The 12,504-nt window shown below is 75.2% G+C and carries 9 protein-coding genes; 5 read left to right on the top strand and 4 right to left on the bottom strand.

Annotated features, from left to right (window positions below):
- Nucleotides 1-10 precede the first annotated feature (10 nt).
- The 3 genes from ACIRRU_RS20240 to ACIRRU_RS20250 are packed head-to-tail and all read left to right on the top strand — an operon-like array spanning nt 11 to nt 5,114.
- A complete protein-coding gene (locus ACIRRU_RS20240; protein ID WP_403682327.1) occupies nt 11-1,510 on the top strand; it encodes a nitroreductase in 1,500 nt (499 codons plus the stop codon).
- Entirely contained in the window at nt 1,507-3,246 is a 1,740-nt protein-coding gene (locus tag ACIRRU_RS20245; protein ID WP_403682329.1) for an ABC transporter ATP-binding protein/permease, read from the top strand. Before ACIRRU_RS20240 ends, ACIRRU_RS20245 begins: the two co-directional genes overlap by 4 nt.
- Nucleotides 3,243-5,114 (top strand): ABC transporter ATP-binding protein, encoded by a 1,872-nt coding sequence (locus ACIRRU_RS20250; protein WP_403682331.1) that lies wholly within the window; start codon nt 3,243-3,245, stop codon nt 5,112-5,114. The genes ACIRRU_RS20245 and ACIRRU_RS20250 overlap by 4 nt, the downstream gene beginning before the upstream one ends.
- On the opposite strand, the gene ACIRRU_RS20255 is transcribed toward ACIRRU_RS20250, so the two are convergent.
- The 3 genes from ACIRRU_RS20255 to ACIRRU_RS20265 all read right to left on the bottom strand — a co-directional run bounded on the left by ACIRRU_RS20255 (nt 5,086) and on the right by ACIRRU_RS20265 (nt 10,429).
- The gene (locus ACIRRU_RS20255) at nt 5,086-7,554 is read right to left on the bottom strand and encodes a SpoIIE family protein phosphatase (protein WP_403682334.1); all 2,469 of its coding nucleotides are present in this window, start codon (nt 7,552-7,554) and stop codon (nt 5,086-5,088) included. The genes ACIRRU_RS20250 and ACIRRU_RS20255 overlap by 29 nt on opposite strands.
- Nucleotides 7,555-7,794: 240 nt before the next feature.
- Nucleotides 7,795-9,033 (bottom strand): glycoside hydrolase family 26 protein, encoded by a 1,239-nt coding sequence (locus ACIRRU_RS20260; protein WP_403682337.1) that lies wholly within the window; start codon nt 9,031-9,033, stop codon nt 7,795-7,797.
- Nucleotides 9,034-9,139: 106 nt separating this feature from the next.
- Nucleotides 9,140-10,429 carry a cytochrome P450 gene (locus tag ACIRRU_RS20265; protein WP_403682339.1) on the bottom strand — a complete coding sequence of 430 codons (1,290 nt, stop codon included), beginning with the start codon at nt 10,427-10,429 and terminating at the stop codon, nt 9,140-9,142.
- Nucleotides 10,430-10,663: 234 nt separating this feature from the next.
- Here ACIRRU_RS20265 and ACIRRU_RS20270 point away from each other — a divergent pair, with 234 nt between their 5' ends.
- On the top strand, nt 10,664-11,137 hold the full coding sequence (locus ACIRRU_RS20270) for a tyrosinase family oxidase copper chaperone (protein WP_403682341.1): 474 nt from the start codon (nt 10,664-10,666) through the stop codon (nt 11,135-11,137).
- 19 nt (nt 11,138-11,156) lie between these two features.
- Nucleotides 11,157-12,020 carry a tyrosinase family protein gene (locus ACIRRU_RS20275; RefSeq protein ID WP_403682344.1) on the top strand — a complete coding sequence of 288 codons (864 nt, stop codon included), beginning with the start codon at nt 11,157-11,159 and terminating at the stop codon, nt 12,018-12,020.
- Between the two features lie 60 nt (nt 12,021-12,080).
- On the opposite strand, the gene ACIRRU_RS20280 is transcribed toward ACIRRU_RS20275, so the two are convergent.
- Nucleotides 12,081-12,362: a chaplin gene (locus ACIRRU_RS20280; RefSeq protein WP_363203967.1), complete on the bottom strand. Its 282-nt coding sequence runs from the start codon at nt 12,360-12,362 to the stop codon at nt 12,081-12,083.
- Nucleotides 12,363-12,504 lie beyond the last annotated feature (142 nt).

Consider the following 12,504-nt stretch of genomic DNA (forward strand, 5'->3'; position numbering starts at 1 on the left):
GGAGCCCCCCATGCCCCACTCGCGCCCCCGTCCGCCCGCCCCGGGCGCGACGGCTGCCCCGCGCCCCGGCCTCCCCGGAGCCGGGCGTTCGACGTCCGTCCTGCTGCGGCGGGCCCTCGCCGACGCCCGGTCCCCGCGCACGCCGCGCGTCCGCCCGTACGTCCCCGAGCGGCCGTTCCCCTGGACGGGCGCCGGGCTGCCCCTGGGCACCGGTGACGCGCCGGTCGACCTGGACCGGGTGCTGCGGCTCTCCCTCGGGGCGCCGCCCGGCACGCCGGGGCGGCTGCGCCCCGTGCCCTCGGCGGGCGCGCTGCACCCGGTGCGGGTCCACCTGCTGGTCGGGACGGGCTGCTCGCTGCCGCCCGGACGGTACGCCTACGACCCGCGCGCCCACCGGGCCCACCCGCGCGGACCGGCCCCCGCCGACGTGCCGCCGGGGGCCCTGGCCGTGCTCACCGTGGCCGTCGCCCGCACCGTCGCCCACTACGGGCACCGGGCCTGGCCGCTCCTGCTCCTGGACGCGGGCCACGCCGCGGCCGCCCTGGCGCTGGCCGCGCCCCCCGGCGGCGTACGGGTCTGCCTCGACGCGGACGGGGCCCTGCTGTCGGCCGCCGCCGGGCTGCCCGCACCGGCCGACCGGCGCGCCTGGCCCGGCTTCGAGCTGGAGACCCCGCTGGCCGCGGTCCGCTGGACACCGCAGGGCACCCCGGCCGGTGACGCCGCTGAAGTGCTGCGAGCCTGGGCCACCCTGCCCCTCGGCGCGGCGCCGACGCCGCGGTCCGGGGCCGAGATCGCCTCGCCGCGCGAGATCGCCGCGACCCGGCACCTGCTGGGCCTGCTCGCCGCCTCCCCGCGGCGGCCCGGCGGCACCTGGCACCCGGCCCCGCGCCCCGGACCGGTGACCGACGGCACGCTCCGGGCCCGCCGCAGCGCCGCCCCCGAGGACCTGACCCGCCCGCCCGGCACCGACCCGCTCCGCCAGGTCCTCGGCACCGCCCGCGCGGCCCGGCCCGACGGACCCGCCTGGACCGTCGCCACCGGCGGAGCCGCCCCGGCCCTCTACACGGCGGCCCCGGACGGCACCGGCCTCGGCCTCCTTGCCACCGGCGACGCACGGCCCACCCTCGCCCGCTGGGCGGCGCACCAGCGGTGGCTGTGCGCCGTGGGCGCGGTGCTCCTCGCCCACGGCTGCCCCACGGACGCACCGCCCGCCCTGATCCGCGGCAGCCACCTCACCGCCGGGTACGCCGCCGGTACGGCCCAGCTCCACGCCACCGCCCTGGGGCTCGGCTCCCGCCCCATCGGCTCCTGGCAACAGGCCGACCTCGGCGCCGCGCTGGGCGACGCGCCCGGCCGCGACTGGATCGTGCACGGACTGGTCGTCGCCGCGCCCACGACCCAGGACCCGGACCCCGCGCGCCCACTGGCGGACCGGATTCCGGCGGCCCCCGCCCCGACGCCACCGCACACCGCACCGACCGGCCCGCCCGGTGAGGAAGAACGCCCATGATGCTCCACCCCGAACTCCTGCGGGCCGCCCGCACCGCCCGCCGCCCCCTCCAAGCGGCGACCCTCCTGCTCGCGGCGGTCACCGCGACCCACCTCGCCCAGGCGGTCCTGCTCGCCCTGGCACTCTCCCGGATCGCCCAGGGCGAGACGTCCGCCCTGGCCCCGCTGCTCGGCTCCGTGTGCGCCGTCGTCCTCGTACGGGCCGCCCTCGCACGCGCCCAGCGCCTGGTCGCCGTCGACGCCGGGGCCACCGCGCGCATCCGGCTCCGCGACACCCTGCTGGAACGCCTCGGCGCCCTCGGCCCGCCCGCGACCACCGGCGCGCGGGCCGGAGCCGTACGCGCCACGCTGGTGGACGGCGTCGAGGGCGTCGACGCGTACCTCTCCCGCTACCTGCCCCAACTCCTCATCACCTGTGCGGTGCCACCGCTGCTGCTCGCCGCCGTCGCCCTCGTCGAGCCGTACGCGGCCCTCGCCCTCGGCCCCGCCCTGCTGCTCGCCCTCTTCGGACCGCGGTGGTGGGACCGGCTGCTGGAGCGGCGCGGCAAGGAGCACTGGGACACCTACGAAGCCCTCGCCGCGGACTACCTGGAGGCCCTCCAGGGCATGGCGACCCTGCGCGCCACCGGCGCCGTCGGGCGGGTACGGGAGCGCCTCGAACGGCGCTCGGACGCCCTGCACCGCGCCACCGTCGCCAAACTCCGCGTCTCGCTCGTCGACACCGGCCTGACCGATCTGGCCGTCCAGGGCGGCACCGCCGCCGCTGTCCTCGTCGCCTGCGCGTCGGCGGCCTCCGGCGAGACCACCGCCACCGGCACCTACCTCCTGCTCCTCATGGCCTCCGAATGCTTCCGCCCTGTCCGCGACCTCTCCCGCGAATGGCACGCGGGCTACCTCGGGGTCTCCGCCGCCGACGGCATCGCCGCCCTGCGCACCGCCGAGGCCGCCGTACCCGACCGGGGCACGGTCCACGCCGCCTGGCACACCGCCCCCGAGATCCGCTTCCAGGACGTGCGCTTCACCCACCCCGGAAGCGGACGGCCCGCACTCGACGGCGTGTCCCTCACCGTGGCCGCCGGGCGCACCACGGCCGTCGTCGGCCCGTCCGGCGCGGGGAAGTCCACCCTGCTCGGCCTGCTGCTGAGACAGCGCGACCCGGACAGCGGCCGGATCACCGTCGGCGGGACGGACACCGCGTCCTGCACCCTCGCCTCCCTGCGCCGGGGCATCGCCGTCGTCTCGCAGGAGACCTACCTCTTCCACGCCACGATCGCGGAGAACCTGCGTATCGCCCGCCCCGCCGCCACCGACGACGAGCTGCGCGCTGCGGCCCGCACCGCCGGGATCGACCGGGAGATCGCCCGGCTGCCCCAGGGGTACGCCACCCTCGTCGGCGAACGTGGCGCCACCCTCTCCGGCGGCCAGCGCCAACGGCTGGCCCTCGCACGGGCGTTGCTCGCCGACGCACCGGTCCTGGTGCTGGACGAGGCGACCAGCGCGGTGGACGAACGCGGCGAGGCGCGCATCGTGCGGGAGCTGCTCGCGGCCGGGCGCGGGCGGACCTGCCTCGTCGTCGCCCACCGGCTCGACGCCGTCCGCCACGCCGACCACATCGTCGTCCTCGACGCGGGCCGGGTGGCCGCCGAGGGCGACCACCCGGCCCTGCTCGCGGGCGGCGGCGTCTACGCCTCGCTCGTCGCGGCCGGGCGCACCGCACAGGAGGAAGCCGCCGCATGACCCGCACCCCGCCCGCCCCCGACACCGGAGCCCTGCGCTCGCTGCTGCCCGTCCTCGGCGCGCACCGCATCACCGTGCTGCGCACCTGCCTCGCCGCCGTCACCGACCAGGCCGCCCTCGTCGCCCTGGTCACCCTCGCCGCGCACACGGTCGGCACGGCCGTCGTGGACCACCGCCCGCCCGCGCCCGGGACCGTCGCCGTGCTGGTCGCCCTCGTAGCGCTGCGGGCCCTGGCGACCTGGCGCGAGATGGACCTCTCGCACGACCTCGCCTACCGGGTGCTGGCCGTGCTGCGCGTCCGGGTCTTCGACGGTCTGGCCCGCAGCGCCCCCGCCCGGATCGCCGGTCGCCGCAGCGGCGACCTCGCGGCGACCGCGCTCGGGGACGTCGAGGCGCTGGAGTTCTTCTACGCCCACGCCATCGCCCAGCTCCTGGCCTCCGGCATGGTGTTCGCGGTGTCGGCCGCCGTGCTCGCGGCGCTCGGACCGTGGCTGCTCCTCGCCGTCGTGCCCGCCGCCCTGCTGCTGGTCTTCTCGCCCCTGCTCGAAGCGCGCGGGCGGGCCGAGCGCGGGGCCCGCACCCGCGCCGCGCTCGCCGAGGTCTCCGCCGAGACCGTGGAGAGCGTCGACGGGCTGCGCGAACTGCTCATGGCGGGTGCCCTGGACCGGCGGCGGGCCCGGCTCCGGTCCGCCGGCCGTCGCCTCGCGCGGGCCCAGCGGGCGGAACAGTCCTGGGAGACCGGTGCGGGCGCGGCCCGCGACCTGCTGGTTATCGCCGCCGTCATCGGCGTCGTGGCGGCCGCCGCGCACGCCGCGACCGCCGGGCAGCTGGCCGGGGCCTGGGCCCCCGCCTCGATGGCGCTCGCCCTGGGCGCGCTGGCCCCGGTCGCCGAGTCGGCGGCCGCCCTGGGACGGGCGGGCAGCCTGCGCGCCGCCGCCGCCCGGGTCCGGGCCGCCGTCGAGGCACCGGCGGGCGCCCCGCGGACGGACACCCCGCTGCCGCTGCCGGCCGGTCCCCTGGGGCTGCGGCTGCGCGGCGTACGGTTCGGCTACGGCGCAGAGCCGGTGCTCGACGGCCTCGATCTGACCGTCCGGCCCGGCGAGACCGTGGCCCTGGTCGGAGCCTCCGGCGCGGGCAAGACCACCTGCGCCCACCTCCTGGCCCGCTACTGGGACCCCGCGGAGGGGGCCGTGGAGCTGGTGCCCCCGGCCCCGGGGCGCCCCGTCGACCTGCGGGACCTCAGCCAGGCGGAGCTCCGGGCGGCCGTCTCCGTGGTCGGGCAGGAGGCCCCGCTGTTCCACGGCACCCTGGCCGAGAACCTCCGGCTCGGCGCTCCGGACGCGACGGAGGACGAGGTGGCGGCCGTGATGGACATCTGCGGCATCACGCCCGTCGCCGACGCCCTGCCCCAGGGGCTGGACACCCCCGTCGGCGAACGCGGCGCGACCCTCTCCGGCGGACAGCGCGCCCGGGTGGCCCTGGCCCGGGGGCTGCTGAGCGGTCCCCGGGTCCTGGTCCTGGACGAGACGACGGCCCACCTGGACCACCGGGGTGACGCGGAACTGGCCGAGGCGCTCGCGGCCGCCTCCGCCACCCGTACCACCCTGGTGATCGCCCACCGCCCCGCCACCGTCCGCAGGGCCGACCGCATCGCCGTGCTGGACGCGGGACGCGTTGTCGAGCAGGGCACCTGGGAGGAGCTGACCGGGGCGGACGGGGCGCTGACCCGGCTGTTCTCCCGGGACGGGAGGGACGAGCGGGACGAACAGGAGCACGGCGACGACCAGGGGAAGAGGAACCCGGCACGGGCGGACGCGGGCGGCGACCGCCCGGCGGGCGTCACGGAAGCGGCTGCTCCGCCCAGATGATCTTTCCCCGGGTGGTGTAGCGCGTCCCCCACCGACGGGCGAGCTGGGCGACCAGGAACAGGCCCCGTCCTCCCTCGTCCGTCGTCCGGGCGTGCCGCAGCCGCGGCGAGGTGTTGCTGGCGTCGGACACCTCGCAGATCAGCGCCGACTGGAACAGCAGCCGCAGCCGCACCGGCCCTGACGCGTACCGGATCGCGTTGGTGACCAGTTCGCTGACGATCAGCTCCGTCGTCATGGAGAGGTCCGCGAGCTCCCATGCCTCCAGCTGCCGGGCCACCTTCCCCCGGATCTCCCCGACCGCCGCGGGCTCCAGCGGCACGTCCCACGAGGCCAGCCGGTCCGGGCTCAGCCCGTGGGTGCGGGCCAGGAGCAGCGCGATGTCGTCCGGCTGCGGCACCGGCAGCAGCTCCTTCACCACCGCCGGGCACAGCTCGTCCAGCGGGAGGTCGTGCCGGGACACGGCCTGGGCCAGCCGGGCCATCCCGCCCGCCATGTCACTCTTGTCGGGCCCCTCGATGAGACCGTCGGTGTAGAGCCCGAGCAGGCTCCCCTCGGGCAGCTCGATCTCCAGGGACTCGAACGGCAGTCCGCCGAGCCCCAGCGGCGGCCCGGAAGGCAGCTCGGGGAAGCTCACCGCGCCGTCCGGCGTGACGACCACCGGCGGCGGATGACCGGCCCGCGCCAGTGTGCAGCACCGGCTCACCGGGTCGTAGACGGCGTACAGGCAGGTCGCCCCCACCACCGTCGTACGGTCCGGCTCCGCCGCGCCCCGCACCGGCTCCTCCTCGCTCAGCCGCAGCACCAGATCGTCCAGCCGGGCCAGCAGCTCGTCCGGGGCGAGGTCCATGTCGGCCAGTGTCTGCACGGCGGTACGCAACCGGCCCATGGTCGCCGCCGCGCTGATGCCGTGGCCGACGACGTCGCCGATGACCAGACCGACCCGGGCGCCGGAGAGCGGGATCACGTCGAACCAGTCGCCGCCGACCCCGTCCTTCGCGTCCGCCGGAAGATAGGACGACGCCACGTCCAGCGCCGTCCCGCCCCGCAGCGTGTGCGGCAGCAGACTCTGCTGGAGCACGAGGGCCGCCGTGTGCTCCCGGGTGTAGCGCCGGGCGTTGTCGACGCACACCGCGGCACGGGCGACCAGCTCCCGGGCGGGCGCCACATCGTCCTCGTCGAAGGGCACCGGATTCCGCGACCGCATGAAGGTGGTCAGTCCCAGCACGGTGTCGCGCGCCCGCATCGGCACCGAGATCAGCGAGTGCAGCCCGAACTCCCGGATGCGGGCGGCGCGCGCGGGCTGCTCCACCGTCCACGCGTGGCTGTCGGGGTCGAGCACCGGCAACAGCACCGGATCACCGGAGACGAGGAACCGCGCGTCGTGCGGCGGCGGGACGAAGCCGACGCTCTCCCCGATCCGTACGACCGCCTCCGGGCACCCCTCGCGGACCGAACTCATCGCCGCCCGCCGCATCGAGGGCGGCCCCTCGGGCATCACCGGGGGCTCTCCCCGGCGGCCACCGCCGATCGCGGGCTCCAGCAGATCGACGAAGACGAAGTCCGCGAACCGGGGCACGGCGAAATCCGCCAGCTCCTGGGCCGTACGCTGCACGTCCAGGGTGCTGCCGATGCTGGCCCCCGCCTCGTTCACCAGCGCCAGCAGCCGCCGCGCGTTCCACCGGTCGGTCACGTCGAGCACCATGTAGCCGAGGCCGATCCGGTCGTCCCGGGCATCGGCCAGCGGGAAGAAGGAACCGGCATACGCCCGCCTGCGGTGCGGATCGGCCCAGCTCCAGCCCAGGTACTCGTAGTCGGTGATCGGCACACCGGTCGCCAGGACCTGCCGCATCAGCCGTTCGAGGGGTGCCGCGAGCGCCCCGGGCAGCACGTCGCCCGGCCGTCGGCCCAGCCGCTGCTCCCGGGGTACGCCGCCGAAGCGCTCCAGGGTGTCGTTGAGCCACAGATAGCGCAGCTCCGGGTCGAGCACGGCCATGCCGACCGGCGACCGGGCCAGGAAGTCGTCCAGGACGGCCCCCTCCATCGTCCAGTGAGGGGTCAGCTCCCGCCCGGACACCAGGAAGGCCTCGCGCCCCGCGACCTGGAACGAGGCGGAGACCCGCACGTCGACGTCGGCCGAGCGGCCCTGGCTCGTCCGCAGGGCGATGCGCCCGCTCCACCCCGCCCCGGTCCGGCAGCGGGCGGCCACCGCCGCCGTGCGCCGGGGGTCCGGCGAGCCGGCCAGCAGCAGCCCGGCGGACCGGCCGGTCACCTCGGCGGGCGGATAGCCGAGCAGCGCCTCCGCGCCGCGGGTCCAGCCGATGACCGTGCCGTCCCCGGCGATCACCGCCGCCGCCTCGTCGCCCACCCGCACCGCGCCCGGCGGGGCGCCGGAGGGCAGGGGTCCCGGCTCCCCCGGGGAGCCATCGTCGGCGGACGACATGCACCTCACCACCCTCCGTAGGTTTCCATGGTCGCGCGTCGCCCCCGGCCGTGCACCGGTGCGCGGTCACCGGGCTCCGGCGCCGCGCCGCTCCCTCGTTCGGCGGAGTGACGGAGCGGGCGGTCCCCGCGTTGGGGGAGTGGCAAGCGGTTGCTTGCCCGCCTGCCCCCGCGCTGGACCCGTGTGGGTGGACGGCTCCGGCCCTCGTGTTCGAGGGCCGGAGCCGTTTCCGTGTCCGGGTCAGTAGCGGAAGCAGACCTTGCGCTCCTTGGCCCAGGGGCCCAGCCAGTCGCCGAACGGGACGGTGAAGCACCACGTGCGGGTCCCCGGCTCGACGGGCTCCGTCGGGGTCGGGGACGGCGGCACCGGCGTGGTCGGCCGGACGGACGGCGGGGGGGTCGGGTCCGGGGTCGGGTCGGTGCTCGGCGAGGGCGTGGGAGTCGGGGTCGGCGTGGGGGAGGGCCGCTGCGGCGCCGCCATCTCCGTCAGCATCGTCCGGAACACCTTCGAGGACCGCGGGTTCTCCTTGCACTGCCAGACACCGTGCGGGCAGTAGTCCGTGACGGTCTGGTAGAGCGGCTGGTGCCGGTCGATCCATTCAAGCATCCGCCGCATGTACTCGGGGTTGTCGCCGTTGCGGAAGAGCCCCCACTCCGGGAACGAGATCGGCTTGCCGCGCTCCTTGGCGAAGTCGACGTGCTTCTGGAGGCCGTACGGATCGGTGATCTGGTCGTCGAACGTCTCACCCGGCGGCTGGTCGTAGGAGTCCATACCGATGATGTCGACGACGTCGTCGCCCGGGTAGCACTCGGTCCACGGCACCGCGTCCCGCCCCCGGCTGGGCGTGAAGTCGAAGCGGAACTCCTGGCCCGGCACCGCGCGCATCGCCGTGACGATGCGTTCCCAGTACGCCTTCCAGGACGTGGGGTCCGGTCCGCACCGGTGCGTGTAGGTGGTGCCGTTCATCTCCCAGCCGAGCACGATCACGGTGTCCGGGACGCCGAGCCGCACCAGCCGCTCCGCGAGGCGGGTGAAGTGCTGGTCGTAGTCGCCTGCCGCGCCCGCCCGCAGCAGCGTGCGGACCTCGCCGTCCGGGACCCGGTCCTCGTTGCGCTCCAGCATCGGCACGTTCAGGACGAACATCCGGTCCTTGTCCGCCTGCCGCCAGGAGGCCCAGGTCTCCAGGAAGTCGGGGGTGCCCTCGATGTTCACCCACAGATCGCCCGGCAGGTAGGTGTGGCCCACCCGCAGCTCCGCCCCGCCGAGCCAGCGCGAGAAGTCGCCCATCCTGCGCACCCCGTCGGGCCCGAAGTCCAGATACGCGCCGTGTGCGGTGCCGCTCCCGGCCGGCTGCGGTCCGGGAGCGGCGCTGTCCATGGAATCGGCCCCCGGTGACCGGCCCGCGATGCCCCCGCCGGCCAGGAGGCTGAGAGCCACCGCCGCGATGCACGTACTGACAAGACGGCGCTTGGCCGGCATGACTCCTCCTGGCTGCGGTGAATTCCGGCCTTTTCTTCGGCCGCCTGGAGAGAGGCTTCCATGCCTGGCAGTCCCTTTATCGTATTCAGCGCCTCGGACGTGCCGTTCAGGTGAATGTACGGCCGAACGTGAACGGCAGGGAGCCGACGCGGTTGTCGAAATTCGAATCCACCAGACGCGGATCTCCCATGGCGCCGATGACCGGACGCCTGCTCAGCAGTTCCCGGAAAAGCGCCGTCATTTCCAGCCGGGCCAGATGCGCCCCGAGACAGTGGTGCGGTCCGCCGCCGCCGTATCCCAGATGCGGATTGGGCGACCGGGTGATGTCGAAGCGGTCCGGGTCGGTGAAAACCTCCGCGTCGCGATTGGCCGACGCGTAGACCAGGGCGACCTTCTCGCCCGGGAGAAACGTCCTGCCGCCCAGTTCGTGCGCGGTGGTGACCGTTCTGCGGAACTGGATGATCGGCGTCGAGTGGCGGACGATCTCGTCGACCGCGCCGTCGATGTACCGCTCGAAGTCGGACGCCAGCAGCGCCCGCTGCTCCGGGTTCCGGTCCAGCAGGTACAGCCCGTGCGCGATGGCGTTGCGGGTCGTCTCCACCCCCGCCACCAGCAGCAGCGAGAAGAAGGCGCCCAGCTGGCGGCCCGACAGGGCCTCGCCGTCGATGTCCGCCGTGACGAGCGCCGAGAGGAGGTCGTCGCCGGGACGGCGGCGGCGCTCCCGGGCGAGCCGCGCCATCAGGAACTGCATCCGGGCCAGGGCCGCCACCCCCCGGCCGGGAATCCGCAGCCGGGCCCGCCCCCGGCGCTCCACGCCGACGTGCTCCGACGCCTGGTCGATCCGGTCGGCGATCCACGGGCGGTAGGCGGCCGGGATGCCCATCAGGTCGCAGATCACCTCCAGCGGCAGCCGGGACGCCGCCGAGGGCATGAAGTCCCCGGGGCGCTGCGCGATCAGCTCGTCCACCAGGCGCGCGGCGAGGGCGTCGATGTTCTCCTCGGCGTCGGCCAGCAGCCGGGGGGTGAAGCGGCGGGAGATGATCCGGCGCAGGGCCGCGTGCTCCGTCCCGTCCATGTTGACCATCGCGTTCCCGAACAGGGCCTTCGCCCACCCGGCGGGCTCCGGTGTGGTGACCCCCGGGGCGCTCGCGAAGACCTGCGGGTTGCGGCTCGCGGCCCGGACGTCGGCGTGCCGGACCAGGGCGTAGAACGGGGTGCCGGACGTACGGGCGGTGCCGGGCCGGGGCGTGAACAGGACGGGCGCCTCCAGCTCGCGCAGCACGGCGAACGCCTTCAGCCGCTCGGGGCGTGGCAGCCGCCAGAAAGCCGGATCGGCCAGGTCGACGTCCGGTGCGCCCGGCGCACGGCCTTTGGACATCGGGAACGGAACGGTCATGCCCACACCTCCACGAGTTCGACACGCCATGCTCGGCGGTACGGGCCCCGGCGGGCCGTCCGACGCGGCGCGCCGCCGCCGATGACCGCGCACGCTCACGCTTTTGAGGGAACGTGGCCGATGACGCTGTGCGCCGTACGCGGCACCCACGAGAACTGTTTCACCCTCGCCTCGTTGTCAACATCGCCATCAGCGGCACCTCGGACGAGTTAACGAGAGGCAGGCAGTCACCCCATGAGTCCCACCCCCGCCGAGCCCGGCGGCGCCCGTGGCCCCGCCCGCCGGATCGTCCTGCGCGGCGCCTTCACCGCCGCCGCGGTCACCGGCACCGGTCTCGCCCTGTCCCCCCTGCTCGGCCGGGAGCCGAGCGCCATGGCCGGACCCGCCCCCGCCCCCGCACCGGAGCACGTCCGTCCCGCGGCCGAGCGGTTCAGGGAGATGTACCGCGGCCGGGAGATCCGGGGGACGGCGACCGCCGTCCCCGCGAGCGCCGGTGACGGCGACCGGACCGCCCTCTCCGCCGTGCCGGACACCGAGGTCCGGATCGACGGCCGCCGGCTGCACATCATGCGCCGGGCGGACGGCACCTACCTGAGCGACGTCACGCACTACGAGTCGTTCCCGACGCTGCTGGAAACGGCCCGCGCCGCCGTCGACGAACTCGGCCCCACCGCCCGGCTCGCGCCCACCGCCGCGCACCACATGTGAACCAGGAGGAGCAGCACCGGTGTACACCCGCAAGAACCAGCGCGACCTCACGCGCACCGAGAAGCGCCGGCTCATCGACGCAATCCTGGAACTGAAGCGCTCGGGGCGCTACGACGACTTCGTCGTCATGCACCGGGAGTTCTACGTCATGGACACCGAGAACCGGCCCCGTCCCGCCCATATGACGTCGTCGTTCTTCCCCTGGCACCGACGCTACCTGCTGGAGTTCGAGAAGGCCCTCCAGCGTGTCGACGCGGGCGTCAGCGTGCCGTACTGGGACTGGACCGTCGACAACAGGCCCACCTCGTCGCTGTGGGCGGAGGACTTCCTGGGCGGCAACGGCAGGCCGGGCGACCGCCAGGTCACCACCGGCCCGTTCGCCTTCGCGGCGGGCAACTGGACCGTCGGCCGCGGCGTCACCGACGAGAACTACCTCACCCGCAACTTCGGCAGGCCCGGCAGCAACCCGGTCTCCCTGCCCACCAAGGACGACGTGGCGCGGGCGCTGAAGGACCCGGTCTACGACACCGCGCCCTGGAACAGCGTCAGCACCGAGGGCTTCCGCAACCGCGTCGAGGGATGGGGCATCCGGGACGTGCGCACGGTCGCCAACCACAACAAGGTCCACCAGTGGGTCGGCGGTCCGATGGCGGGCGCCGCGTCCCCCGAGGACCCGGTCTTCTGGCTCCACCACTCCTTCATCGACCTGCTGTGGGACCGCTGGCGCAAGGCCCACCCGCGCTCCGCCTACCTGCCGGGCCGCAAGCCCGCCTCACCCGGCCGGGAGCGGGCCTACGTCTTCGGACTCGACGACCCGATGCCCCCCTGGAACGTGACCCCCGCCAAGCTCCTCGACCACAGCAGGACCTACCGCTACGCCTGACCCGGACGACAGCAGGCCCCCTCCGTGAAGGAGGGGGCCTGCTGCTTCAGGCGGGGGAGATCAGCGGCCGTAGCCGTAGTCGCCCTTGTCGTCGTGGCCCTCGGAGGCGTTGACGCAGGTGTTGCCGAAGGCCGGGTTGAGCAGACCGATCACGTTGATCGTGTTGCCGCAGACGTTGACCGGCACGTGGACGGGGACCTGGACGCTGTTGCCCGAGCCGACACCGGGGGAACCGGCGGCGAGGCTCTGCGCACCCGCGTCCGCGGACGCCATGCCGGCGCCGCCGGCGATGAGGGCGCCGGTACCGGCCATCACGGCGGCAACCTTCGTCATACGAGACATTCAGAACTCCTTGTAAAGAAGGGGGTTGTGCTGCGGACGCGAGGCCCGCACCCCCTGTCAACGCGAGAACCGCCGGACGGTAACGGATCAGCTCATAGGTGATATCTCCGACGCGTCCGTCCGGTACCGCCGCCCGGTCCGG

The organism is Streptomyces sp. NPDC101181, assembly GCF_044767975.1.
Classification (GTDB): domain Bacteria; phylum Actinomycetota; class Actinomycetes; order Streptomycetales; family Streptomycetaceae; genus Streptomyces.